24 protein-coding genes are annotated in these 25,810 nt (G+C 37.6%); 8 read left to right on the plus strand and 16 right to left on the minus strand.

Annotated features, from left to right (window positions below; translation table 11 throughout):
- Positions 1–4 precede the first annotated feature (4 nt).
- The 7 genes from cdsA to rpsB form a co-directional block, all read right to left on the minus strand.
- Positions 5–868, minus strand: a complete 864-nt coding sequence (gene cdsA / locus GWI68_RS03200) for a phosphatidate cytidylyltransferase (RefSeq protein WP_166539363.1) — start codon at positions 866–868, stop codon at positions 5–7.
- 1 nt (position 869) lies between these two features.
- Positions 870–1,628, minus strand: a complete 759-nt coding sequence (ispU, locus tag GWI68_RS03205; protein WP_072070008.1) for a (2E,6E)-farnesyl-diphosphate-specific ditrans,polycis-undecaprenyl-diphosphate synthase — start codon at positions 1,626–1,628, stop codon at positions 870–872.
- A gap of 226 nt (positions 1,629–1,854) precedes the next feature.
- The gene (ispC, locus tag GWI68_RS03210; protein WP_166539364.1) at positions 1,855–3,048 is read right to left on the minus strand and encodes a 1-deoxy-D-xylulose-5-phosphate reductoisomerase; all 1,194 of its coding nucleotides are present in this window, start codon (positions 3,046–3,048) and stop codon (positions 1,855–1,857) included.
- A gap of 191 nt (positions 3,049–3,239) precedes the next feature.
- Positions 3,240–3,797 carry a ribosome recycling factor gene (gene frr, locus GWI68_RS03215; protein ID WP_166539365.1) on the minus strand — a complete coding sequence of 186 codons (558 nt, stop codon included), beginning with the start codon at positions 3,795–3,797 and terminating at the stop codon, positions 3,240–3,242.
- A 112-nt stretch (positions 3,798–3,909) separates the two neighbouring features.
- Positions 3,910–4,638, minus strand: coding sequence for a UMP kinase (pyrH, locus tag GWI68_RS03220; protein ID WP_166539366.1), 729 nt, complete (start codon positions 4,636–4,638; stop codon positions 3,910–3,912).
- Positions 4,639–4,774: 136 nt separating this feature from the next.
- On the minus strand, positions 4,775–5,626 hold the full coding sequence (gene tsf, locus GWI68_RS03225) for a translation elongation factor Ts (protein ID WP_109409066.1): 852 nt from the start codon (positions 5,624–5,626) through the stop codon (positions 4,775–4,777).
- Positions 5,627–5,761: 135 nt separating this feature from the next.
- Positions 5,762–6,487, minus strand: coding sequence for a 30S ribosomal protein S2 (gene rpsB, locus GWI68_RS03230; RefSeq protein ID WP_036934040.1), 726 nt, complete (start codon positions 6,485–6,487; stop codon positions 5,762–5,764).
- Positions 6,488–7,085: 598 nt separating this feature from the next.
- Here rpsB and map point away from each other — a divergent pair.
- The 4 genes from map (at position 7,086) to GWI68_RS03250 (ending at position 11,999) form a co-directional block, all read left to right on the plus strand.
- Entirely contained in the window at positions 7,086–7,883 is a 798-nt protein-coding gene (gene map, locus GWI68_RS03235) for a type I methionyl aminopeptidase (RefSeq protein WP_166539367.1), read from the plus strand.
- A gap of 154 nt (positions 7,884–8,037) precedes the next feature.
- A complete protein-coding gene (gene glnD / locus GWI68_RS03240) occupies positions 8,038–10,683 on the plus strand; it encodes a bifunctional uridylyltransferase/uridylyl-removing protein GlnD (RefSeq protein WP_166539368.1) in 2,646 nt (881 codons plus the stop codon).
- Between the two features lie 34 nt (positions 10,684–10,717).
- Positions 10,718–11,542, plus strand: coding sequence for a 2,3,4,5-tetrahydropyridine-2,6-dicarboxylate N-succinyltransferase (dapD, locus tag GWI68_RS03245; protein ID WP_109409068.1), 825 nt, complete (start codon positions 10,718–10,720; stop codon positions 11,540–11,542).
- A 70-nt stretch (positions 11,543–11,612) separates the two neighbouring features.
- Positions 11,613–11,999, plus strand: coding sequence for a DUF3461 family protein (locus tag GWI68_RS03250; RefSeq protein ID WP_006535910.1), 387 nt, complete (start codon positions 11,613–11,615; stop codon positions 11,997–11,999).
- Between the two features lie 161 nt (positions 12,000–12,160).
- Here GWI68_RS03250 and GWI68_RS03255 read toward each other — a convergent pair whose 3' ends face one another.
- The 6 genes from GWI68_RS03255 to syd form a co-directional block, all read right to left on the minus strand.
- On the minus strand, positions 12,161–12,604 hold the full coding sequence (locus GWI68_RS03255; protein ID WP_166539369.1) for a flavodoxin: 444 nt from the start codon (positions 12,602–12,604) through the stop codon (positions 12,161–12,163).
- A gap of 65 nt (positions 12,605–12,669) precedes the next feature.
- Complete coding sequence (locus GWI68_RS03260) at positions 12,670–14,145, minus strand: hypothetical protein (protein WP_166539370.1); 1,476 nt, start codon at positions 14,143–14,145, stop codon at positions 12,670–12,672.
- Between the two features lie 122 nt (positions 14,146–14,267).
- The gene (ptsG, locus tag GWI68_RS03265; protein WP_109409071.1) at positions 14,268–15,719 is read right to left on the minus strand and encodes a PTS glucose transporter subunit IIBC; all 1,452 of its coding nucleotides are present in this window, start codon (positions 15,717–15,719) and stop codon (positions 14,268–14,270) included.
- A gap of 302 nt (positions 15,720–16,021) precedes the next feature.
- A complete protein-coding gene (gene truC, locus GWI68_RS03270) occupies positions 16,022–16,786 on the minus strand; it encodes a tRNA pseudouridine(65) synthase TruC (protein ID WP_166539371.1) in 765 nt (254 codons plus the stop codon).
- A gap of 8 nt (positions 16,787–16,794) precedes the next feature.
- Positions 16,795–17,118, minus strand: a complete 324-nt coding sequence (locus tag GWI68_RS03275) for a YqcC family protein (RefSeq protein WP_109409073.1) — start codon at positions 17,116–17,118, stop codon at positions 16,795–16,797.
- Between the two features lie 464 nt (positions 17,119–17,582).
- Positions 17,583–18,134: a SecY-interacting protein gene (gene syd / locus GWI68_RS03280; protein ID WP_166539372.1), complete on the minus strand. Its 552-nt coding sequence runs from the start codon at positions 18,132–18,134 to the stop codon at positions 17,583–17,585.
- Between the two features lie 156 nt (positions 18,135–18,290).
- On the opposite strand from syd, the gene queF reads away from it, so the two are divergent.
- The 3 genes from queF (at position 18,291) to xni (ending at position 21,351) form a co-directional block, all read left to right on the plus strand.
- Positions 18,291–19,136, plus strand: a complete 846-nt coding sequence (queF, locus tag GWI68_RS03285; protein ID WP_166539373.1) for an NADPH-dependent 7-cyano-7-deazaguanine reductase QueF — start codon at positions 18,291–18,293, stop codon at positions 19,134–19,136.
- A gap of 91 nt (positions 19,137–19,227) precedes the next feature.
- A complete protein-coding gene (ppnN, locus tag GWI68_RS03290; protein WP_088494686.1) occupies positions 19,228–20,595 on the plus strand; it encodes a nucleotide 5'-monophosphate nucleosidase PpnN in 1,368 nt (455 codons plus the stop codon).
- A 6-nt stretch (positions 20,596–20,601) separates the two neighbouring features.
- Complete coding sequence (gene xni, locus GWI68_RS03295) at positions 20,602–21,351, plus strand: flap endonuclease Xni (RefSeq protein ID WP_098941999.1); 750 nt, start codon at positions 20,602–20,604, stop codon at positions 21,349–21,351.
- A 131-nt stretch (positions 21,352–21,482) separates the two neighbouring features.
- Here the strand turns inward: xni and rlmM are convergent, their stop codons facing one another.
- From rlmM to GWI68_RS03310, 3 genes are read right to left on the minus strand one after another with little or no spacing between them, the layout of a single operon-like run.
- Positions 21,483–22,580 (minus strand): 23S rRNA (cytidine(2498)-2'-O)-methyltransferase RlmM, encoded by a 1,098-nt coding sequence (rlmM, locus tag GWI68_RS03300; RefSeq protein WP_166539374.1) that lies wholly within the window; start codon positions 22,578–22,580, stop codon positions 21,483–21,485.
- Positions 22,573–22,968 carry a DUF423 domain-containing protein gene (locus tag GWI68_RS03305; RefSeq protein WP_109409076.1) on the minus strand — a complete coding sequence of 132 codons (396 nt, stop codon included), beginning with the start codon at positions 22,966–22,968 and terminating at the stop codon, positions 22,573–22,575. The genes rlmM and GWI68_RS03305 overlap by 8 nt, the downstream gene beginning before the upstream one ends.
- A gap of 45 nt (positions 22,969–23,013) precedes the next feature.
- Positions 23,014–23,934, minus strand: coding sequence for a transcriptional regulator GcvA (locus GWI68_RS03310; RefSeq protein ID WP_023582728.1), 921 nt, complete (start codon positions 23,932–23,934; stop codon positions 23,014–23,016).
- A gap of 661 nt (positions 23,935–24,595) precedes the next feature.
- On the opposite strand from GWI68_RS03310, the gene csdA reads away from it, so the two are divergent.
- Positions 24,596–25,807, plus strand: coding sequence for a cysteine desulfurase CsdA (gene csdA, locus GWI68_RS03315; protein WP_166539375.1), 1,212 nt, complete (start codon positions 24,596–24,598; stop codon positions 25,805–25,807).
- The last annotated feature ends 3 nt before the right edge of the window (positions 25,808–25,810 follow it).

The raw sequence follows: 25,810 nt of genomic DNA on the forward strand, positions 1-25,810 counted from the left end.
ACCTTTATAGTTTAAAGCCAGAAGAAATCAGGAAGACCAATCCTGCAAAAACTGGGATAGCTGCAGTCAAACTATCAATTCTATCAAGCACACCACCATGCCCAGGTATTAATTGGCTACTATCTTTTATGCCTGAAACACGTTTAAACATGCTTTCAGCCAGATCACCAAATACCGATACAATGACAACAACACCTGATATTAATAATAAATTATTGGGAACTTCAATTACGGGTGCAAAATGGGTAAATAACCACGAAGCCACACCAGCAGTAATCAATCCACCAACCAACCCTTCAAGGGTTTTACCTGGCGACACTTTAGGGGCCATTTTATGTTTCCCCATTAAGCGTCCAAATGCATAAGCACCAGAGTCAGCAGCCCAAACTAATATCATGACATACAATAACCACCATGCGCCTGTGTAAGTATCAGTGCTATACCCCAACATGCGTAATGCCATCATGCCACAATAAAAAGGAACAATCGTCAATATACCGAACAATAGCTTAATAAAAACTGAATTTTTCCACATATTGGCTGAATTAGGATAACTTACAACTAATAAAATTGCGGCTACCCACCAAATTAAACCAGCCCACAAACCATTTTTTATCATTGGAGTGTCGAGTAGGTGGTCATAATTGGGTAAAGATAACTGCATAATTAACAACAATGCAGCAAAACCCATCCCTGTTGCAATACGTTTACCTTGAGAATGCCAGCCAATAAATTGCGCCCACTCCCAACCTGCTAAGCCTGATATTGCAATAATCACTAACCCAAAACCTGCCGGAGGCAGTAGAAATAGTGCTGCAATAACAATAGGGATTAAAATTAATGCGGTGATGACACGATACTTAAGCAAGTTATCCTCCCAGATTTATAGTATCTGTTTCTGATGTAGTACCACCGAAACGTCTTTCCCGTTTAGCAAAAGCATCTAGTGCATTCTGAAAAACTTGTTCATCAAAATCAGGCCATAAAACCTGTGTAAAATAAAGCTCAGCATAAGCTATCTGCCAAATAAGAAAATTACTTATGCGATGCTCACCACCTGTACGGATCACAAGATCGACACAAGGTTGATTATGCAAGCAAAGATGTGAAGATATGGCATTTTCATTAATATCTTCGAGATTAATTTCTCCTTTTGAGAGAGAGGTCGCTAATTGTTTTACGCTTTGAGTAATATCCCATCGTCCACCGTAATTAGCGGCAATATTTAAATTAAGTCCTGTATTATTCGCAGTTAGTGCAACAGAATTTTTAATTCTGTCTTGTAGACGACGGCTAAAACGACTGATATCGCCGATAACCGTAAGTTTAACATTGTGTTTATGTAGGCTTTTCACTTCGTTGTCTAAGGCGAAGACAAATAATTCCATGAGAGAACTGACTTCTTGCTCAGGCCTATTCCAGTTTTCGCTACTAAATGCGTATAACGTCAGTGATTCAATTTTGTGTTTTACGGAAAAGCTAACCGCATCCCGAACTGCTTTAATTCCCGCGCGATGCCCCGTTACTCGGAGTTTCCCTTGCTTTTTAGCCCAGCGTCCATTGCCATCCATAATGATAGCAACATGCTTTGGTTTTGATGCGGATGAATCGTCACTGGATAAGTTCACTCAATTTAACCCTTTGCTAATCTGATACTGATACAGACAGTCCTCTTCGGATAACCCATGCACAAAAAAAAACCGTGTCACCCACGGCCTTTGGCAAAGCCTCAAAGTTGCTAAAGCAGTAGCTTTAGTAATGAACTGTTAATTTTCATTATTGTCTTTAGTGATTCGGCAACTATACCATTAGCCAGAAAGACGAACAAACACCCTATATTAAATATAATCACCATTATACAAATTGAGTGATTATCTGATGAGTTTCTAATCTGGCTAATTTATCAATTTCTAGAACATCATTAATACTTTGAGGCTCTGATAGGTCAAAATGTTCAACAACTTTGCGATTAATTTTAGCAATATCAGTAAACTTCACTTTTTCGTGTAAAAAAGCATCAACAACGACTTCATTAGCCGCATTTAACACTGTTGTTGCCGCTTGCCCACGCTTAGATGCTTCAATGGCAAGTGCTAAACAAGGGTAACGTTGATAATCTGGACGAATAAACTCTAGCGATTGAATCTCAAAAAAATCTAATGCTTTTGCACCTGATTGAGTACGATGAGGATAAGCCATTGAGTACGCAATCGGTGTTCTCATATCAGGTTCACCAATTTGAGCAATAATACTGCCATCACGGTAGCGAACCATTGAATGAATAACGGATTGAGGGTGAATAATTACTTCCATTTCTTCTTCTGAAGCATTAAAAAAATAGCGAGCTTCAATATATTCCAACCCTTTATTCATCATTGTTGCTGAATCAACTGAGATTTTTCGCCCCATCGACCAATTTGGATGTGCACAAGCTTGGTCTGGCGTCATTGCCTCTAGTTCTTCTAACGGAGTATAACGAAAAGGTCCACCTGAACCCGTTAGTAATATACTGGTCACGCCTTCATCAGCTAAAGATGCATGGCCTAAATTTTCTTGGATAGCTTTAGGTAAACTTTGATAAATCGCGTTATGTTCACTATCAATCGGCAATACAGTTGCACCATATTTAGCCACCGCATCAAAAAAAAGACGCCCACTGGTTATCAGTGATTCTTTATTGGCTAATAAAATTCTTTTACCTTTCTCTATAGCTGCAAGTGTTGGTTTTAGTCCAGCAACACCGGTTATCGCAGACATGACTTGATCAGCTTCATCGAGTGCTGCTATCTCATTAATTGCATGGGAGCCGGATAAGATTTCTGTTTTACAGGATGTATTGGCGAGTAACTGTCTAAGCTGATTTGCGCTTTGTTCATCAGACATCACAGCATATTTAGGTTGAAAAGTGACACATTGTTGCGCCATTTTATTTGCATTTTTTCCTGCTGCTAGGGCAAGAACCTGATATTCACCAGGATTATTTTCAATAACGGAAAGTGTGCTCGTTCCGATAGACCCTGTTGAGCCTAATATAGTTATTTGTTTCATTTATTAATCAATCAGTATGTCTACAACGTTTTAATTAAAGAGAATTATATCAGTATGACAAGGTAAATGAGGGAGAAAGATGAAAACTTTAATAAATAATGTGACAAAAAGAAGATATTAAGCACGAAATTTCAAATAAATAACCAAAAATAATGCCGCTAAAAGCGGCATTATCAAAAAAAGATATAAAATTAGAATTCCATTAACTCTGTTTCTTTCAGTGCTAATGCTTCATCAATTTTTTTAATGAACATGTCAGTTAATTTCTGAATGTCATCTTGAGAACGGCGTTCATCATCTTCGCTGATTTCTTTATCTTTCAGTAATGCTTTTATTTTATCGTTAGCATCACGACGGATATTACGAACAGAAACACGGCCTTGTTCTGCATCACCACGAACAACTTTGATTAGGTCTTTACGACGTTCTTCTGTTAATGGTGGCAGTGGAACGCGAATAATCGTACCAGCAGATGAAGGGTTTAAACCTAAATCTGATGCCATAATCGCTTTTTCGACAGCTGGAGCTAAAGTACGGTCGAAAACCGTAATTGCCAGTGTACGGCCATCTTCTGCAACAACGTTAGCAACTTGGTTTAATGGGGTTGGCGCTCCGTAGTATTCCACTACAATACCGTCTAAAAGGCTTGGAGACGCACGACCAGTACGAACTTTATTAATCTGGCTTTTTAGTGCTTCAACGCTTTTATCCATGCGTTCTTGAGCATCTTTTTTGATTTCATTAATCACGTTATAAACCCTTGGGAACTGGTTATCTTCCAGTCGATATCAAACTATATCGACATAAATGAATTGGCGTACTCTTGATGTTAACGCCAAATTATACCGTTGTCTCTGTGTATTAAGCGTGAGAAATCAAAGTTCCTTCACTTTCACCCATTACAACCCGACGTAATGCACCCGGTTTATTCATATTGAATACGCGGATAGGTAAATTATGATCTCGGGCTAATGTGAATGCAGCAAGATCCATGACTTTCAATTCACGTTCTAATACATCCTGATAAGTTAGTTGTTCATAAAGTACTGCATCAGGATCTTTGGTTGGATCGGCTGAATAAACGCCGTCCACTTTCGTTGCTTTTAATACAACGTCAGCTTCAATTTCAATACCGCGTAAACACGCAGCTGAATCGGTAGTAAAGAATGGATTGCCTGTACCAGCCGAGAAAATAACGACTCGACCATGGCGTAATAAGCTAATTGCTTCCGCCCAACTGTAGTTATCACAGACACCATTTAGTGGAAATGCTGACATAAGCCGTGCGTTAACATAAGCACGATGCAATGCATCACGCATTGCTAAGCCATTCATTACTGTCGCGAGCATTCCCATGTGGTCGCCCACAACACGGTTCATACCTGCCGCCGCAAGACCTGCGCCACGGAACAAGTTACCACCGCCAATTACGACACCGACTTGTATACCCAATTCAACGAGTTCTTTGATTTCTTGAGCCATGCGATCAAGTATGCTCGCATCGATACCGAAACCTTCTGCGCCTTGTAGAGCTTCGCCACTCAGCTTTAGTAAAATTCGCTGATATACGGGTTTTGCATTGGTTGCCATGGTGTTCTGTCCTAAGCAGATTAGTTAATTGGAGGTTTTAGATAGCTTCTCTTTTTAACAAAAAAAAGCAAACGGTCAGTGGAGATTAAAACAAAACAGAACCGCCATTAGGCGGCTCTATTAACGCTAAGCGTTATTATTTGCTCATTGCAGCAACTTCTGCTGCGAAATCAGCTTCAACTTTCTCAATACCTTCACCTACTTCGAAACGAACGAAGTTGATAACATCAGCATTGTTTTCTTTCAGCAGTTCACCAACAGTTTTGCTTGGTTCCATTACGAAGTGCTGACCAGTCAGAGAAATCTCACCGGTGAATTTGTTCATGCGACCGATAACCATTTTTTCTGCGATTTCGCGTGGTTTACCTGATTGCATTGCGATATCCATCTGAATTTGGTGCTCATGCTCAACAACGTCAGCAGGAACATCTTCAGGACGAACATATTCTGGTTTGCTTGCAGCAACGTGCATAGCAATGTGTTTGATCAGTTCTTCGTTAGCGCCTTTAGCTGAAACTAAAACACCGATACGAGCACCGTGCAGGTAAGTACCTAATTCTTCAGCTTCTAATACAGCAACGCGACGAATGTTGATGTTTTCACCGATTTTAGCAACTAATGCAGTACGAGCTTCTTCAAATTTAGCTTTCAGAGCTTCGATATCATCAGTTTTGTCTGCTAATACAGTAGCCATAACTTCTTTACCGAAAGCGATGAAACCAGCATCTTTAGCAACGAAGTCTGTTTCACAGTTCAGTTCAACCAGCGCACCGAATTTACCATCAGCAGCAACTTCTGCAAGGATGATACCTTCAGCAGCAACACGGCCTGCTTTTTTAGCCGCTTTTGCTTGACCTGATTTACGCATATTGTCGATTGCTAATTCGATATCACCATTAGCTTCAACCAGCGCTTTTTTACATTCCATCATGCCTGCGCCAGTACGTTCACGCAGTTCTTTTACCAATGCAGCGGTAATTCCAGACATTTGTTTCTTCCTCGACTTTTCTATGGACTAGCCATAGATGTTCTCATAGCAGATGTGTAAAGGGGGCCTATTGAGGCCCCCTAACCAATATATAGCAATACCTGGTTAAATAAGGGCTCTTACGAGCATGCCTTATTATTCAGCTTCGACTAAGCCTTCTTCAGCCTGAACAGCCAGATCTTGAGAACGACCTTCACGAACAGCTGTAGCTGCAGCGGTCAGATATAATTTAACCGCACGGATTGCATCGTCATTACCAGGGATAATGAAGTCGATACCATCTGGATCAGAGTTAGTATCAACGATAGCAAATACTGGGATACCCAGGTTGTTTGCTTCTTTGATAGCAATGTGTTCGTGTTCAGCATCGATAACAAACAGAGCGTCAGGTAAACCGCCCATGTCTTTGATACCACCCAGGCTGTTTTCTAACTTACCAAGTTCACGAGAACGCATTAACGCTTCTTTCTTGGTCAGTTTGTCAAAAGTACCGTCCTGAGACTGAGATTCTAAATCTTTCAGGCGTTTGATTGACTGACGAACAGTTTTCCAGTTAGTCAGCATACCGCCTAACCAGCGGTGGTTTACAAAAAACTGGTCACAGCTTTCTGCTGCTTCTTTAACAGCTTCAACGGCAGAGCGCTTAGTACCAACAAACAGGATTTTGCCTTTACGAGAAGCAATTTTGTTCAGTTCAACCAGAGCTTCATTGAACATTGGAACAGTTTTTTCCAAGTTAATGATATGAACTTTGTTACGCGCACCAAAGATGAATGGTTTCATTTTTGGATTCCAGTAACGAGTTTGGTGACCGAAGTGAACACCGGCTTGCAGCATATCGCGCATTGAAACAGTTGCCATTTTAGACCTCTATAAATTTAAATTTGGGGTTATTTCGTCCACAAATCCCATACGACCGACTCATCAGCTGTAAAGGTTTAACCTTTACATAAGAGCACCCCGGCGTTATGTGCCGATTTGTGTGTGTAATTAACACAATTGAATGTTCAGATTTACTGTTACTGCTCTAGATGTGATGCAATAACAGAACTCCGGCGCGCTTTATACCATAAATAACCTTAAGAAACCACTATTACTTGTGTTTGATAATGGCGAATTTGACATAAAACTGGCGATATTAAATAGAGAAAAAAAGAGATTATTAAAGTGATTACTATGAATATTGCTCTAATATCAAATCTCTATAAAAAAAGCCAAAGAGAAAAGCGCAATATGTAAAGACAATCAGATTCAGAAGGCGTAATGTTCGTAATTATTCTCGATATTAGACAGATTACACACATCCTCTTTATTGGCATGCCTACTTTCTGCTGATATCATAAATGGTAATCAGAATTATTTCTCATCATCATTCATTTAACCTGCAATACAAAATATGAAACAACCAACTTGTGTTATGTCATGCGTATTGTGGCCTTAATCTAGACGAAGAACTCAAATGGCTATTGTAATCAAGACAGAAGAAGATATTCAAAAAATGCGCGTCGCAGGTCGTCTTGCGGCAGAAGTTCTTGAAATTATCGCACCTTTCGTAAAACCTGGCGTAAATACCGCTGAATTAGACCGTATTTGTCATGAACATATTGTTAATGCACAACAAGCAATCCCTGCTTGTCTGAACTACCATGGTTTCCCTAAATCAGTTTGTATTTCTGTTAACGATGTTATTTGCCACGGAATTCCTAGCGAAGAAAAAATCCTTAAAGATGGTGATATTGTTAATATTGATGTCACTGTTATTAAAGACGGTTTTCATGGTGATACCTCAAAAATGTTTATCGTAGGAAAACCGACCATTCAAGGTGAGCGTTTATGTCGCATCACCCAAGAAAGCCTATATTTAGCAATTAAAATGGTAAAACCAGGTATTCGCTTACGTGAACTGGGTAAAGCTATTCAAAAATTTGTTGAAGGGCATGATTTTTCTGTTGTTCGTGAATACTGCGGCCATGGTATCGGCGAAGGATTCCATGAGGAGCCACAAGTCCTCCACTATGATGCAGATGATAGTGGTGTGGTGTTACAAAAAGGGATGGCATTCACCATTGAACCTATGGTTAATACTGGTGATTACCGTATTCGTACAATGAAAGATGGCTGGACTGTTAAAACCAAAGACAGGGGCTGGTCTGCACAGTATGAACACACCTTAGTCGTTACTGATAACGGCTGTGAAATCATGACATTACGCAAAGAAGAAGAACCATTTATTTCTGCGGTTTTAATTAACGAATAATACTCTTCAGTTTACAGTGTAAAGGCGACATATTCTTTCGAGATGTGTCGCTTTTTTTATTTTATTTATAATGGAATAACAGAATTGCTAGTCAGGTTATCGTTTTAACATTAGTCTTAATGCTATAAGCAAACATTGAGTAAGAAGACGAATGATGACCACTAATAACGTATTTCAAACACAGCCCCCTTCCCCTTTTTTGCTGACGAAAAACACACAAAATCACACTGAACTAAAACAATCTATCGAACAATTTCAGTCTTGGTTAGCTGATGCTTTTCACCACAATGTCGATGTAACTTTATTGCTTCAAGCCCGTAGCCATTTCATTGACCAACTCTTAACTCAATTATGGCGTTATACTCAATTATCTGATTATCCTGACCTTAGTATTATTGCTGTTGGTGGTTATGGTAGAGAAGAGCTACACCCCCTTTCTGATATTGACCTTCTATTTTTAAGTGATTCAGCTTTATCACCAGAAATAGCCGAAAAAATCAGTAAATTAATTACCTTACTTTGGGATGTACGTCTTGAGATCGGTGTCAGTGTTAGAACAATGGAAGAGTGTCTTTTAGAAGGTCTCTCTGACTTAACGGTAGCGACAAATTTGCTAGAAGCTCGCTTGGTTTGTGGTAATCAATCACTTTATCAACAGTTAATTAATCATATTTTCAGCCAAGGATTTTGGCCATCACCTGATTTTTTCGCAGCCAAAATAGAAGAACAAAAACAAAGACATCAACGATTTCATAGTACCAGCTATAACCTAGAACCAGATATTAAAAGTAGCCCTGGCGGTCTTCGCGATATTCATACTTTAATTTGGGTCGCTCATCGACATTTTGGTGCAACCTCCATCTCAGAAATGGTGAACTTTGGCTTTTTAACTCCCGCAGAAGGACAAGAATTACTAGAGTGCCAATACACTCTGTGGAAAATTCGTTTTGCATTACACCTAGTGCTTTCTCGCTACGATAATCGCCTACTATTTGATAGACAACTTAACGTTGCTCAATGCTTAAATTATCAAGGAGAAGGCAATCAGCCGGTTGAAAAAATGATGAAGGATTATTATCGCGTTACTCGCCGTGTTAGTGAGTTAAACGATATGCTGCTTCAGTTATTTGATGAAGCCATCCTTGCTTTACAACCCAATGTAAAACCTCGACCATTAGATAATGAATTCCAGCTAAGAGGCTCTTTGATTGATGTTATCGATGATAGCTGTTTTCTTGATGATCCTATCGCCATTATGCGCCTATTTTTGCGTATGGCAGAGCATAAAGAGATCACTGGAATTTATTCTACAACATTACGCCATTTACGTTATGCGCGCCGTCATTTAGTTCAGCCTTTGTGTGAGTACCCACTAGCACGCCAAGTTTTTATGCAGATTTTGCGTCATCCTCATGCTGTTTCTGGTGCATTTATTCCTATGCACAAACACAGTGTACTCGCAGCTTATTTTCCACAATGGAATAACATTGTGGGGCAAATGCAGTTTGATTTATTCCATGCTTATACTGTTGATGAACACACTATCCGTGTTTTACAAAAGCTCGAAAGCTTTGGTTCCCCAGAAAATCATGAAAAACACCCACTCTGTGTTGATATTTACCCACAACTGCCACAGCTTGAATTGCTCCGTTTAGCTGCACTCTTTCATGATATAGCTAAAGGCCGGCATGGTGATCACTCTGTGCTAGGTGCTCAAGATGTTGCCCACTTTGCCCAACAACATGGTTTAAATCAAAGGGAATCAGCATTAGTTGAATGGTTAGTTAGTCATCACTTACTTATGTCTGTCACAGCACAAAGACGTGATATTCAAGATCCCGACATCATTTTTCAATTTGCATCAGAAGTAAAAAATGAAAGTCGATTACGCTACCTTTTATGTTTGACTGTTGCTGATATCTGCGCAACCAACAGTAGTCTATGGAATAGTTGGAAACAGAGCTTATTACGTGAGCTTTTTCTATCTACAGAAGCCCAATTACGCCAAGGTATGCATTCTATTCCTGATTTACGTGAACGCATCCGTCATCATCGTTTGCAAGCACTAACTATTTTACGTACAGAGCATGTTGATGAAGAAAAATTGCAAGCAATTTGGGGGCGTTGTCACGCCGATTACTTTTTGCGACACACACCAGAACAGATTGCATGGCATGCCCTTGCTTTAATTGAACATAATAGTTCTGATCCCATGGTATTAATCAGCCAACAAACAGAACATGGTGGCACAGAAATATTTATTTGGTGCGCAGATAGACCCTCTCTTTTTGCCTCCGTTGCAGGTGAACTTGATAGACGTAATTTAAGCATCCATAACGCACAAATATTTACTAACCGCGATAATATGGCTATGGATACCTTTATTGTGTTAGAGCCTAATGGTAAGCCTCTAGCTACTGATAGATATAATGCTATCCGCAACGCTTTGATCCAAGTTGTATCAGCTCCTTATAACAACAACGCGAAAACACGTTCTCTGCCTGCAAAATTACGCCACTTTGATGTTCCAACAAAAATTAACTTTGTTGCGTCTAATCATAATAAACGCACTTATATGGAATTATTTGCACGAGATCGCCCAGGATTATTAGCAATTATTGGTAAAGTTTTTGCTGATCTTTCATTGTCACTACATGGCGCAAGGATCACCACAATAGGTGAACGTGTTGAGGATTTCTTCGTATTAACCGATAGCGAAAATAAGGCATTAAACCAAAAAATGAAGGATGAAGTCGTAGAAAGGTTGACAAAAGCCCTAGTTTCAAAGGATAAAATATAGGAACCCACGACAATACATATAGGAAATACTATTGATGCAAGCATTACAATCTATTATTGATAACGCCTTTGAACAACGTGCCGATATCACTCCAAACAACGTTGAGCCTCATATTCGTGACGCAATTAATAACGTTATTGCACAGTTAGACAGCGGGAAACTGCGAGTGGCGGAAAAAATTGACGGTCAGTGGGTGACTCATCAATGGTTGAAAAAAGCGGTTCTACTCTCTTTTCGTATTAATCACAATCAAGTGATAGATGGCAGTGAAAGTCGCTATTTTGACAAAGTACCTATGAAATTCGCTGACTATGACCAAGATCGTTTTGAAAAAGAAGGTTTTCGTGTTGTCCCTCCAGCAGCCGTTAGACAAGGTGCTTATATCGCCCGCAACACTGTTTTAATGCCATCTTATGTCAACATTGGTGCTTACGTCGATGAAGGTAGCATGGTCGATACATGGGCAACAGTAGGTTCATGTGCTCAAATCGGTAAAAATGTTCACCTCTCTGGCGGTGTAGGAATTGGCGGTGTTTTAGAACCACTACAAGCAAACCCAACCATTATTGAAGATAATTGTTTTATTGGCGCACGCTCTGAAATTGTTGAAGGCGTAATTGTCGAAGAAGGTGCAGTTATTTCAATGGGCGTTTATATTGGCCAAAGTACCAAAATTTATGACAGAGAAACGGGCGAAGTACATTATGGCCGAGTACCCGCCGGCTCTGTCGTTGTGTCAGGTAATTTACCGTCTAAAGATGGGAGTTATAGTCTGTACTGTGCAGTGATCGTAAAAAAAGTGGATGCTAAAACACGCGGAAAAGTTGGTATTAATGAATTGTTAAGAACTATCGACTAATATAAGAACAGCGGATAGAATTAATTCTGTTCGCTATTCTTTCACCCATTTTTCTATCAGGTGCCAATATATGTACGATAATTTAAAAAATTTAGGGATCCCGCATCCTGAAGATATTGACCGCTATACCCTACGCCAAGAAGCTAACAACGATATTTTAAAAATCTATTTTCGCAAAGATAAAGGTGAATTTTTTGCAAAAAGCGTAAAATTTAAATATCCGCGTCAACGTAAAACGATTTCTGATGGTCAATCAGGGCAAGGTTTTAAAGAAGTAAATGAAATCAATACTAACTTACGTTATGTTATTGAAGAATTAGATCAAATTTGCCAACAAGACCAAGTAGAAGTCGATTTAAAACATAAAATTCTGGACGATTTACGCCATCTTGAACATGTTGTTGCAAATAAGATTGCTGAAATTGAAGCTGATTTAGAAAAACTAACCCGTCGTTGATAATATGACACAAAGGCTAATTAATTTTAGTCGATTTAAGACGTTAGTTTTACATAAAATACCGCTTATTTTCTGATAAAATAGAAATAAGCGGTATTTAAAATATGACACTTTACTCATTTTCATATTGACCAATTAGATTTACTAAATTGTTTTCTCAATTAACCTAATTGACTAACCCAATTCTCTATCCAATCTATTGCAAATACTTCTGGCTCTGCGATATCCATACCGTCTATTTTTAATATTTCTCCAATACGCTTGGCTTGATGTTCTTGTAATAGCGCTTCAAATTGCATACCTGCACCACAAAAATGGTCATAACTACTGTCACCTAAAGCAATTAAGCCGTAACTTAAGTGTGGCTGATACCCCAAATTATCACGCAGTTCATGAAATAAAGGTGCGATAGTATCAGGTAAATCCCCTTGCCCTGTACTCGACGTTATCACTAATACGGTCGAATATTTTTTCCAATCCGCAAGAGTTCCTTCTTCATAAACATTAGCTTGGTGTTTATGCTCAAGTAAAATACGTTGAGCCTCTTCAGCAACCGCTAATGCATTTCCGTAAACTGTACCTACAAAAATACCGATTTTAGCCATAATATCCTCTATTCCATCTATCAACAAACATAGAAAGTCACATACTACCGTTATCAATATACAAATTATGCACCTTCTTTCTCAAGAATAAATTCTTTATAAATTTTATTCCATTCTGTTCGCTCTTTAGATAATTGCCAAAAAATATCATTCATAGGTATAGATTCATTTATTGTTTTAGCCACTAATTTACATGCCCATTTAGGTACTGAATTATTTTTAAAATCTTTAGATTGCAGCAAACAGAACAAATTTTTATATAACATATTTAATTGATTAAAAGCATTATGACTTTTCTTTTGTTTTTCTAGATACTTATTAGGAAACAAATATTTATATATTCTAAAGAAGAGTCCCTTAGGGTTTTCTAATGAACCATGATAAAGGTACAATTGAGAAGAAACGTCTCTTATTTTATCAAAAAAATATTTTTTAAAATCAACGTCATTCTGATTAATTGTAAAGAGTTTATATGAACTAATCCCTTCATAAATAATGTTTAATTTATGTTCTTTAAACATAGCTATTCTTTTTTTATTTTTATCAAGCTCACTAACAATTAAATTTAATTCATTTAATTTCACTTTCAAATCTTCAATGCTTAATTTAAAGAAATCACCATTTAAATTAACATTATCACTTCTATCTCTTAATTTATCGACATCAATATCAAGTTCATTAATAAATTTCTCGTCAATATTTTTATCATTACAATTAATAAAATGAGATATATGAATTATAGATCTAATAATATTAAGTGCCCCTTCATTTAAGATGTCTAAAAATTTATTTAACCTTTCTTTTCCTTCATTAACTTCTTTTATTATCTTTGATTTTTCATTATCTACTTTTCTTATTTCCCTTAAGTCATCACTACATTCTTCTTTTTTATTATGCCTTATTTTGTTACAACCCCCAGTATCTATTGGTTTACTAGTGTAATCATTTTCGGTTCGCATAATTTCAGGCTTTATTGATTGAACCTCCAACATTACTGACATCTTTTTATCATATATTTCTGTTTTTTTTCTACTTTTAAATAATGATAAAACCCCATTGCTATTTATATTATTTGCAATTTTTTCAATATTATGAAAGATTTCTTTTTTATCTTTGGAGATGAAGTTATTAATTAATATATTATTATCACTAAATAACATTTTAAAGAGTGTACTATGTTTACTTTTATTCCTCAACAATGAAGAAAACAAACGATTAAGATCATCACCACTATTTAAGTTTAACACATCTACTTTTCCATCAAAGATCTTTATTTTATCAACCAACCCCTCTTCAATAATAATTTTATTTAATTTTTCCAATCTATTTTTATTATTTAAAATATACTTTTCAAATGTACTTTTTAATTCACAACTAAATTTTGAAAATATAAACCTCTTATCTTTATTGAAGATCTTTAGTTCTTCACCTCTATATTTTATAAATGAAAATAAATCTTTTTCTTCAAAATAGGCCTCTTTACTATCTTCTAGTAAGAGTACAAATTTTTTATTATTTACTATCGATAATGTTGAATTCATACTTCCTCCTAGATTCAGATTAATACCTAAGAGAATTACATAATTATCATCTATATTATTTCAATAAAAAAACACTCTTTGTTTACACATAAGAGTGTTTTTATAATTCAATCAAAAATAATTTATTCTTGTTCAGTCGTGTCCAAAGACCGGATATATTCATCCATTTCAGTTTTTAGATTATCTGACTTAGGACCAAAAATTGCTTGAATACCAGAGCCGACTACAACTACACCAGCAGCGCCCAATCTTTTCAATTCATCACGATCAACCTTATCGATCTCTTTTACACCAATGCGTAAGCGTGTGATACATGCATCTAAACTACTGATATTGTCTTTACCGCCAAAAGCAGCAACTAAAGATTGCCCCATCGCGCTTTTATCCGCTTGTTTTGCGTTTTTATCTTCAACTTCTCGACCTGGTGTTTTCAGGTTTAGTTTCACGATTAAAAAACGGAAAATTGAGTAATAAGTTATGGCATAAAGTATGCCAATAATTGGGAATAGATACAGCTTACTGCTATTACCACTTAATACGATAAAGTCGATCAAGCCATGAGAGAAACTTGTACCATCACGCATACCTAACAAGATACAAATAACAAACGCTAAACCAGCCAAAATAGCATGAATAACATAAAGGATTGGAGCGACGAACATAAATGAGAACTCAATAGGCTCAGTGATCCCTGTTAAGAAGGCAGTTAATGCCGCAGAAATCATGATCCCTCCCACTTTTACACGATTCTCAGGGCGTGCTGAATGCCAAATCGCAATAGCGGCAGCAGGTAAACCAAACATCTTAAATAAGAAGCCACCTGACAACATACCAGCGGTTGGGTCACCTGCCATATAACGAGGAATATCACCGTGGAATACTTGTCCTGCACTATTTACATATTCACCCACTTGCATTTGGAACGGTACATTCCAGATGTGGTGCAAACCAAATGGTACTAATCCACGCTCTACAACACCGTAAATACCAAAAGCAACAGCTGGGTTTTGATAGGCTGCCCATTCAGAGAAACGTTGGATAGCGGTACCGATAGGAGGCCAAATAAAAGCTAAGATAATCCCAACAAAAATAGCAATTAATCCCGAAATAATAGGAACAAAACGCTTACCAGCAAAGAATCCTAAATACTCAGGTAATTTGATGCGATAAAAGCGGTTAAACATGGAGGCCGCAATAATACCTGCAATAATCCCCCCTAACACACCAGTATCAGTAAGATGTTGAGCCTCAATTTCAGCTGGTGAAAGCCCTAAAACCCAAGGAGCAACCACTATCATGGTTTTAGACATAATGCCGTAAGCCACTACGGAAGCTAGCGCTGATACCCCGTCATTATTGGTAAAGCCTAATGCAACACCAATGGCAAAAATAAGTGGCATATTAGAGAAAACTGAACCACCAGCTTCTGCCATAACTTGAGAAACAGAAGAGGGGATCCATGATAGATCTGCGGAACCAACCCCTAATAAAATACCGGCAATAGGCAATACAGATACCGGTAACATCAAGGACTTTCCGATTTTTTGTAAAACAACAAATAGGTTTTTAAACATCAAGCAGACTCCCGGAGTGTGGGTTTTATATGTTGTAAGTTTTTTATTTGTTTAAAGTAGTGTGGGTTTTATTTCATAAACTTATCTAATGATAAGCCTTATTTATTTCACATCATAAAATAAATCGCTTAATGAATACATGATAGCTGTCACGTTTCAATGCATGTGATCAGATCAATTTATAGAATTATATATTTTACAAATAGTTAATAGAGATTATAAATTTGCGCAAACCATCAAGACTTAAGTAAAAAAGCCTTGATAGTCACATATAGAAATCAATATTTTGAATAAGAAAGGAATTAAAAGTGATGAGATAAATCTTCGCCATACAGCTCTAATTCAGATCTTAATCCACGCCAACCAAATTGATTAATAAGGTGTTGCCAAGGGAGATCCCATTTAGCCGTTAAATTAAGCGGTTGCAATGTGATTGGATGAATTAAATTTAGATGGCTTGCATGTAACATCAAGCGATGAGATTGAAAATGATTTACAACACCACGGTTTTGACGTAGATCACCATGAGCAGTATCGCCGATAATTGGGTGGCGAATGTGAGACATATGGCGACGTAATTGATGCTTACGACCTGTTTCAGGACGCAATTCTAATAAACTAAATCGAGATGTAGGATAGCGCCCAATCGCAACCTCTTTTTCAACGGTTGCTAATGGCTGGCAATGTGTTACACATTCTTGAATTTGTGGTGGTTGAGTTGCAAATTTGTCTGCAATTTTATCTAACTCTTCCACTAAAGGACTATCAATCACTAACGCTTCTTCAACATACCCTCTGACAACGGCATGGTAAATTTTTTCTGTCTTATGTTGTTCAAAAGATTGAGAAAGAGCCCTAGCAACATCTGAAGAGAGTGCCATTAATAGAACACCAGACGTAGGTCTATCTAAACGGTGTACAGGAAAAACATGTTGCCCTATTTGATCTCTCAGTGTTTGCATCACAAACACCGTTTCATGTCTATCGAGCCAACTACGGTGAACAAGCCAGCCCGCAGGTTTATTCACCGCAACAAGATATTCATCTTGATAAATAATATCTAGCATTGTCAGCCTTATGATTTAAACATTGCGTCAAGTTCACGCAAATGATTGAGTAAATCAGTAAAGTCGCGACTTTCATCATCTTTGAATACTTCTTCGTAATAAGGCGCGATTGCAAATGAATTAGGTAATGGCATCTCATTTTCAATCATTGATGACAATCGTGGAATCAATACCCACTGTAACCATTCATGAGCACTCATTGTATCAATACAAAAAGGTTCAATACTTTCAAATGCTTGCTCAGTCGGTGATCCTAATTGCCATAGCTCAATGTTCTTCATCTCTTTTTCGATTAAGAGCAATTTCGCTAAAATACGTTGTTCTGCTGTCATCATGTGTTCCTTATATAAAACTTACGAATAAGGATAACATTGGGATGGAATAGCAGAAAACAAATAAAAAAATAAAAGGAGCCGAAACTCCTTTTAGACAAGAAAAATAGCTGTCTGTACAACACATGCATCCAAGCAAGACCGTTTTATCTATCCCTGTGATTAAGTCTGTATCCACATTAATGGAAATATCCTATTTCCTGTGCCCTTGATTACTTTACATTATATCGGCCACCAAGCAGTCCTTTAGTTGGTGAACGTAGAATGCCAATAATTGATTAGTTAAACAACCCACAAAATAAAAGCAATCAAATAGAAATAACCATAAATAAAAACAATAGGTTATTAAGTTATTGCTCTACTTAAATAAATCAAATTTACTCTTATACAAGGACCCATTATCTAAAAAAACAGACTCTTTTTTGTAAGATATGTCTCACACAAAGAATAGTTTTAAGACTACATCATTCACTATACACCACGACTAATTCTGATAAAAAAACAAATAAATTTTCCGCTAAAACTTTTCTTTTCTTTTGACCAAAAGTTTCAAGAATAACTTCGCCAGAAACATTACATACAGAAATTATGTCGTTTTCTGAATCTGTTGTGCCAATAAATAAAGTTGGCGTTAATTTCAGCCGCTTTTGTGTCACCAAATGCCCAATAATATTTTCTTGTAGGCGGATAAAATCTTCTTCGCTCCAAACTTGGATTAAGCTCAAGTGTGTATCTCTAAAGCGAACTTGCATATCTCCCGCATACTGAGTGGTAAAGTAATTATGTAATTCAGGGCGAATAATAATCCCCATCGCTTTTTCAACTTTTTCTAGTTTATCCGTTCCCACAAAAGGTTGAGGTAGCCAATAAACGACTTCATCACCTGTTCTTGAAATACAAACGGAAGGAACACCATAGAGATCTTCACTCGCAGGAGGTAAACCTGATTTTTCTTGCCATAACTCAACATATTTTTGGGTGAAGGCTTTTAATTCAGAGGAAATATTTTCAATCACGGTTATCAGCTTTATCTATTAAATAAAAATTAGCCTTTATGTTACCTGATTATGTTATTAATTCAGAGCATCAAAAATAAAGCATTCGTATACTATTGATGTTTCAATAGTATAATTAACCTTCTTTTATTTTCAGTTAAAGTTAGGATGTAAATTATGTCTTTATATCAAGGTGATAAATCTCTTGAAACATTATCTTTAGGCAAAAAGATTCAATATCATGATCACTATGATGCCGAATTATTACAAGGTGTACCACGTAGCCTAAACCGAGACTCACTTTCTTTAACTGCTGAAAATTTGCCATTTCATGGTGGTGATATTTGGACTATGTATGAACTCTCTTGGCTTAATAACAAAGGGTTACCACAAGTTGCAATTGGTCATGTTGAATTAGATGCAAAGACGGAAAACCTCATTGAGTCTAAAAGCTTTAAACTATATCTCAACAGTTTTAACCAAACTCGCTTTGAAAGCTGGGATATCGTTGAAAAAACCTTACTTAAAGATTTAACTTCTTGTGCTAAAGGTAAAGTGAATCTGACTATTTACCCACTTTCACATTTTACATCACAATCTATTGTTGATTTTGCTGGAGAGTGTATTGATGAACAAGACATTGAAATCGATAATTATCAGTTTGATGCACAATGGTTAAACGGATCGACAACCGATACACTGGTTGAAGAAACTCTAGTCAGTCATCTGTTAAAATCAAACTGCCTTATTACCAATCAACCAGATTGGGGATCTGTCGCTATCCAATATAAAGGCAAAAAAATTGATCGTGAAAAATTGCTACGTTATTTAGTCTCATTTAGGCAACATAATGAATTTCATGAACAATGTGTTGAGCGAATTTTTCACGACATCATGCAATTTTGTGCGCCAGAAACATTAACTGTTTATGCAAGATATACGCGACGTGGTGGATTAGATATCAATCCTTGGCGTAGTAATTGTGAGTTTGTTCCAAAAGTCAGTCGATTAGCCAGACAATAATAGGAATAATGCCTGTATGTTAATATGATCTGTGTTATACCAAGATCAGTTGCACTTCAGTTTGTTATTTCAGGAGAAAAAGGAGTCCTACGTGATAACTCATGTCAGCCCATTAGGTTCCATGGATCTGCTTTCACAGCTAGAAGTTGATATGCTAAAGAGAACCGCAAGCAGTGATCTTTACCAACTGTTTCGTAATTGTTCTCTTGCTGTCCTCAACTCTGGTAGCCTTACTGATAGTAGTAAAGAACTGTTATCTAAATACCAAGATTTTGATATTAACGTACTGCGCCGTGAACGTGGCGTTAAATTAGAGTTAGTCAATCCTCCTGAAGACGCCTTTGTTGATGGAAAAATTATTCGTTCACTGCAAGCTAACTTATTTGCTGTACTTCGTGACATTTTGTTTGTTCATGGACAAATCACAACAGCCAAACGTGACCTGCACCTTAATTTAGAAAATAGCACTCATATCACTAACACTATTTTCTCTATTTTGCGTAATGCTAGGGCCCTTCATATCGATGAAGATCCTAATATGATTGTGTGCTGGGGTGGCCACTCTATCAATGAAACTGAGTATCTTTATGGCCGAAAAGTGGGTAACGAATTAGGGCTACGAGAACTTAATATTTGTACAGGTTGTGGTCCAGGCGCGATGGAAGCACCAATGAAAGGTGCTGCGGTCGGCCATGCTCAACAACGATATAAAAATAGCCGTTTTATTGGTATGACAGAGCCTTCAATCATTGCGGCTGAGCCACCAAATCCATTGGTTAACGAACTGATTATCATGCCAGATATTGAAAAACGTCTGGAATCCTTTGTTCGTATTGGACATGGTATTATTATTTTTCCTGGTGGTGTGGGAACTGCCGAAGAATTACTGTATCTACTTGGTATTCTTATGTCTCCAGAAAACCAAGATCAAGTATTACCACTGATTTTAACTGGCCCGAAAGAGAGTGCTGATTACTTTAATGTACTCGACGATTTTATCGCAAATACATTAGGTGATGAGGCTCGACGCCATTACCAAATTATTATTGATGATGCGCCTGAAGTGGCTCGCATTATGAAAAAATATATGCCATTGGTAAAAGATAATCGTCGTAGTACTGGTGATGCTTATAGCTTTAACTGGTCAATGAAAATCAATGCTGACTTACAGCATCCTTTTGAACCAACACATGAAAATATGGCATCACTTAACTTAAGCACCGATCAATCACCTGAAAAATTAGCCGCTGACTTACGTCGTGCATTCTCTGGTATTGTTGCAGGTAACGTAAAAGAAGTAGGTATGAAGGCGATTGAAGCTTACGGCCCTTATAAAATTCATGGTGACCGTGAAATTATGCGGCGCATGGATATTTTATTAGCGGGCTTTGTTGAGCAACATCGTATGAAACTTCCAGGCGGTACAGCTTACCAACCATGTTATGAGATTATCAGCTAATTTATTATGATACATTTGCTGATTATTGATGCTTTAAACCTGATCCGCCGCATTCATGCGGCATCAGGTTCTTCCTGCCAGACTGTGTGTGAACAGAGCGTCAACCAACTGCTTGGTCACACCCAACCTACTCATGCCGTAGCGGTCTTTGATGAAGATGACAGAGACGGTAGTTGGCGACATCAACTCTTACCTGATTATAAAGCAGGTCGCACACCAATGCCTGATGACCTGCGTCAACAATTGCCAGAAATTAAAGCAATGTTACTCAATTTAGGAATACAAAGCTGGCACTCTGGCGGTGATGAAGCGGATGATGTCGCTGCAACATTGGCAACAAAAGTGGCGAGTGCGGGTTTTCGAGTCACGATTATTTCAACCGATAAAGGGTATTGCCAATTACTTTCACCCTCTATTCGTATACGCGATTATTTTCAACGACGTTGGTTAGATTTAGAATTTATCAGAGCAGAATTTGGTGTCGAACCATCTCAGCTTACTGATTATTGGGGATTAACAGGCGTAAGCAGCAGTAAGGTTGCAGGCGTTCCTGGTATTGGACCTAAAAGTGCCACCGAGCTTTTACAAATTCACCCAGATCTAGAATCGCTCTATCAGCATATTGATGATGTTCCTACTAAATGGCAAAACAAACTTATTACCCATAAAGAGTCTGCATTTATCAGTCGGAAAATCACAACATTACGCACTGATATTCAATTAAACGGTAATCTACAACAGTTACGTTTAAAATAGCTAAGCTCTCAATTATTAAAATTCAACGAGCAGATATCCTTAAATAACGAGATCCCATTAAAAAAGCTAAGCTTCAATTTATAAGCTTAGCTTTTTATTGTCATCAATAAATCGATGTGCTTTGAACGTTTTTAGAATTCACGATCGGGTCGATAAGCAGCCCAAATATTTTGAATATGAACAGTTATTTCTTCTCTATCATGATAAAGTTGCTTAGCTTGGATCTTAACGTTAACCCCTTTTTCAGCTAACTCTGACTTTATTTTTTCAAGGATATGAGAGACTTCCTCATAACGCTTTTTCATTGGCAATTTTAGGTTAAAGATAGCTTCACGACACCATTCATTGGCAACCCAAGTTGTCATTAACGCAGCAACTTTAGCTGGCTTTTCAACCATATCACAGACAAGCCATGTGATATTTTTAGATGTAGGTTCAAATTTAAAACCATCAACTTGGTGATGACGAACTTGCCCTGTATCCATCAAAGATTGTGCCATTGGACCATTATCAACAGCATGTACCATCATACTGCGTTTCACTAATTGATATGTCCAACCACCGGGGCATGCTCCTAAATCTACCGCTTTCATTCCACTAGCTAAGCGCTCTTCCCATTCGTCATAAGGAATGAAGATATGAAATGCTTCTTCAAGTTTCAGTGTCGAACGACTTGGTGCATCTGATGGGAATTTTAATCGAGGAATACCCATATAGAATGCGGAATTATTAAAGCTATAAGAATAGCCAACATAACAACATCCCGGTGCAATGAAAAACACATGGATAATAGGACGGCTAAAATTCTCTACTTTCAGCAAAATTTTTTCATTACGTAAATGATTACGTAATGGCACCGTAAATTTACGGCAAAATTTTAATAGCTCTTTACTTTCGTTAGTATCAGCAACTTCAACTCGAAGTTCACCCGCTTTTTCAACAGCACCTTTTAGCATTCCAACAATTGGTGTAATTCTATCTTCTGGCGGTAAATCTTTAAGTAATTCACCTGTCACAAACATCTGACGAGCAAAAATTAATTCACGGAAATTTACTTCACGTGCAATTTTGTCTGCTTCACCTTCTTGGTAGCATTCAAAAATCACATAGCCACTTCCCTCTTTAACACGAGGAAAGCCATAAACGCCGATTTGACCTGCTTTATCCGTAATCTCAGCCGCGCACTCTTTTTCAAAACCTTGGCGACAATATAATGCAACTTTATTCATGGCGAGACGCCGGTGCCCTTAGACGCAAAGCGCCAATAAAAATTAAAGTCCAACCAATAAGAAAACTAAACCCACCAATTGGCGTAAAATAAGATAACAATCTAACTTGTGTTAGCGCCATACAATAAAGGCTACCACTGAAAAGTAGAATACCAACACTAAAGAAAATACCTGCCCAATAAAACCATAAGATGGTTTTTCGCATTAATATTGCTGCGATCCCGACAAGTATCAAGGTATGTACAATCTGGTAACGCATCGCTAACTGGATGTATTCCCAATGTTGTGGCGATAAATGAGGTGCTAGCTTATGTGTTGCAAATGCACCAAAAGCGACATAAAAAAAGCCACTAATCGCGGAAAACATAAGCAATGTACGACTATTCACTGTTTATTCCTTCCTAATTTAGAAGATATTTTGCCAATCATAATATTAAGATGATGTCAGTAAACCCAGCTTTTCTTGTTCATTCGCTGCTTGTGATAAAATCCATTGGCGAAAAGCCGCAATTTTACCCAATTCAGCCTGACTATCTTGGCAAACTAAATAAAATGCATTTTTACTGACAAGGACATCTGGAAAAGGTCTAACTAGCCGACCTGATTCTATTTCACTACGTGCCATGACATTATTAACTAATGCAACACCTTGCCCATGTACAGCGGCCTGGATCACCATTGAACTATGACTAAAAATGGGGCCTTGCTGCACATTGATCTGATTTTGTATCTCTAATTGGCGAACATAAGCTTGCCAGTCTCGACGAGATGTATCATGTAGTAGCGTATGATAAATCAGATCTGATGGGGTTTTTAGTGGTTTTTCACCTGTAAGTAAAGATGGCGCACAAACAGGAATTAAATATTCAGCATAAAGACGGTCTGTTCGTAGCCCTGTCCAGTTTCCTCGACCATAAAAAATTGCCACATCAACGTCATCAGCAAGCTTATCCTCTTCTCTATCAACAGCCTGAATTCGTACATCAATCCCCGGATAAGCTTGATTAAATCCAGATAACCTAGGTACAAGCCATTGAATCGCAAAACTTGGAGAAAGGCTAACAGTCAGTGCACCTTTCGCGCTTCTCGCTAATAATTTGCGAGTTGCCTCGTTAATTGATGAAAAAATTTCCTTGATATCGAGATAATAACTTTGCCCTTCTTCAGTCAATAAAAGCGAGCGATTACGTCTTCTAAATAATTTTAGCCCAAGGAATTCTTCTAGTGTTTTAATTTGATGGCTCACTGCTGCTTGTGTCACAAATAATTCTTCAGCAGCTTTAGTAAAACTTAAATGACGTGCAGCTGAATCAAAAACCCTAAGCGCATTTAATGGTGGTAAACGTTTAGACATATTCGGCTCTTAAACCCCTATTTTGGCTATTAGTAGACCCTAACTTTCATCATTAGTTTTTTTTATGCGAAGCATTATAATTTGTCCCTTGATGATTAGCCAGTAAATACCTATAGTAAGCGCACTTCCTAAGCCGGAACGAAAAGTTGTGTAGTAGTAATACTGCAAAACTTTTGGCTTTGTGGTTGTGATGTTGTGTTTGCAAGTTGTCTGGAAATTCCAGACTTAGTAGCTGATGCTACTGTTTTTTTTCACTTCCTGTACATTTACCCTGTCTGTCCATAGTGATTTTATAGTGCACCGCCAAGGCGGTGCTTTTTTTATTCCCTATTTTTATCTAACTTTTCATCTTCTATACACTCACTTTTGATGTTTTCATCTTTTCTTTACAATAAATTTATTGTCAATGTTCTGAAAAATGCATCATATTCTCTTTAAAATGATTAAATTAAAGAAAAAACACATAATAAATCTGCTATCTGTGATTTTTTATTGAGTGAACTTTCGCCATCTTTGTTGTGTTATTATGGGCGCACTATCATGCTATAAACGGATGTTCTTAGTTTTTCATTATAAATAAATATAATTAACCGTATAATCTATACGCCCTATTTTTACTACAAATTACGAAACGTTATTCATCTACTAACACAGCATAATTATGAACGTATTTTCCCCTGAATTATTTCGACAACAATTTCCTGCTCTTGAAGCAAACACAGTTTATCTTGATAGCGCAGCTACGGCATTAAAGCCTCTTGCGATGATAGAAGCCTCAGATAATTTTTATCGCCACAATTTTGCAACGGTTCATCGTAGCCAATATCAACACGCTAAAGAAACCACACAACAGTTTGAAGCGACTCGTCAACAAGTTGCCAAATTAATTAATAGTGCTGATAGTGATACTATTATTTGGACAAAAGGCACCACAGAATCACTCAACTTGATTGCTCAAGGCTATTTTCGCCCACGTTTACAAGCAGGTGATGAAATAATAGTGAGTGAGCAAGAACATCATGCCAACCTTATACCTTGGTTGATCCTAGCAGAACAAACAGGTGCACAGGTGATCCCTTGGGCTATTGAAGATGATTTTTTGCCTTCAATTGAGGATCTAAATCGCTTGATCAGTGAGCGAACTCGTATTGTGGCAATTAGCCAAATGTCGAATGTAACAGGTGCTCAAATCGCATTAGATAAAGTGTCTCAATGTGTTCACCAATATCATAATTGCTTATTGGTTGTTGATGGTGCACAAGGTATCGCACACCACTCAACGGATGTGAGCGCACTTGATATTGATTTTTATGTTTTCTCCGCGCACAAGCTTTATGGCCCTAATGGATTAGGTATTTGTTATGGTAAACGTGAGCTTTTAGACGAGATGGCACCTTGGCATGGGGGGGGGAAAATGCTAACAAATGCAACCTTTAATAGTTTTACACCTGCCGCTATTCCTCACTGTTTTGAAGCCGGAACACCTAATGTTGCGGGTGTTATCGCTTTCTCAGCAACATTAGCATGGCTAGAAACACAAGATATGTCTCAGGCTAACCAATATACATTGGAGCTTGCTGATGAAGCTGAAAGGCGCCTACGTGAGTTAGATGGATTTATCAGCTATCGCGCACCAAACTCATCCGTCATCTCTTTTAATTTTGCAGGTATCCACCATAGTGATTTAGCAACATTAATCACAGAGAAAGGCATAGCATTACGTACAGGACAACATTGTGCACAGCCTCTTATTGATTCATTAAATATTTCAGGCTGTTTACGTATTTCTTTTATGCCTTATAATCAACGTGCTGATATTGATGCTTTTATTAATGCCATTAATTTTGCTTTAACACTCTTAAAAGACGAATAATCA

The sequence above is a fragment of the Proteus sp. G2669 genome (assembly GCF_009915245.1).
Taxonomy (GTDB): Bacteria; Pseudomonadota; Gammaproteobacteria; order Enterobacterales; family Enterobacteriaceae; genus Proteus.

What these genes read in the sequence shown, in the direction of transcription:
- ispC (WP_166539364.1), bottom strand. Translation starts at nt 3,048, where the DNA reads ATGAAACAAATAACTATATTAGGCTCAACAGGGTCTATCGGAACGAGC.
- pyrH (WP_166539366.1), bottom strand. Translation starts at nt 4,638, where the DNA reads ATGGCAACCAATGCAAAACCCGTATATCAGCGAATTTTACTAAAGCTG.
- tsf (WP_109409066.1), bottom strand. Translation starts at nt 5,626, where the DNA reads ATGTCTGGAATTACCGCTGCATTGGTAAAAGAACTGCGTGAACGTACT.
- rpsB (WP_036934040.1), bottom strand. Translation starts at nt 6,487, where the DNA reads ATGGCAACTGTTTCAATGCGCGATATGCTGCAAGCCGGTGTTCACTTC.
- map (WP_166539367.1), top strand. Translation starts at nt 7,086, where the DNA reads ATGGCTATTGTAATCAAGACAGAAGAAGATATTCAAAAAATGCGCGTC.
- glnD (WP_166539368.1), top strand. Translation starts at nt 8,038, where the DNA reads ATGACCACTAATAACGTATTTCAAACACAGCCCCCTTCCCCTTTTTTG.
- dapD (WP_109409068.1), top strand. Translation starts at nt 10,718, where the DNA reads ATGCAAGCATTACAATCTATTATTGATAACGCCTTTGAACAACGTGCC.
- GWI68_RS03250 (WP_006535910.1), top strand. Translation starts at nt 11,613, where the DNA reads ATGTACGATAATTTAAAAAATTTAGGGATCCCGCATCCTGAAGATATT.
- GWI68_RS03255 (WP_166539369.1), bottom strand. Translation starts at nt 12,604, where the DNA reads ATGGCTAAAATCGGTATTTTTGTAGGTACAGTTTACGGAAATGCATTA.
- GWI68_RS03260 (WP_166539370.1), bottom strand. Translation starts at nt 14,145, where the DNA reads ATGAATTCAACATTATCGATAGTAAATAATAAAAAATTTGTACTCTTA.
- ptsG (WP_109409071.1), bottom strand. Translation starts at nt 15,719, where the DNA reads ATGTTTAAAAACCTATTTGTTGTTTTACAAAAAATCGGAAAGTCCTTG.
- truC (WP_166539371.1), bottom strand. Translation starts at nt 16,786, where the DNA reads ATGCTAGATATTATTTATCAAGATGAATATCTTGTTGCGGTGAATAAA.
- GWI68_RS03275 (WP_109409073.1), bottom strand. Translation starts at nt 17,118, where the DNA reads ATGACAGCAGAACAACGTATTTTAGCGAAATTGCTCTTAATCGAAAAA.
- queF (WP_166539373.1), top strand. Translation starts at nt 18,291, where the DNA reads ATGTCTTTATATCAAGGTGATAAATCTCTTGAAACATTATCTTTAGGC.
- xni (WP_098941999.1), top strand. Translation starts at nt 20,602, where the DNA reads ATGATACATTTGCTGATTATTGATGCTTTAAACCTGATCCGCCGCATT.
- rlmM (WP_166539374.1), bottom strand. Translation starts at nt 22,580, where the DNA reads ATGAATAAAGTTGCATTATATTGTCGCCAAGGTTTTGAAAAAGAGTGC.
- GWI68_RS03310 (WP_023582728.1), bottom strand. Translation starts at nt 23,934, where the DNA reads ATGTCTAAACGTTTACCACCATTAAATGCGCTTAGGGTTTTTGATTCA.
- csdA (WP_166539375.1), top strand. Translation starts at nt 24,596, where the DNA reads ATGAACGTATTTTCCCCTGAATTATTTCGACAACAATTTCCTGCTCTT.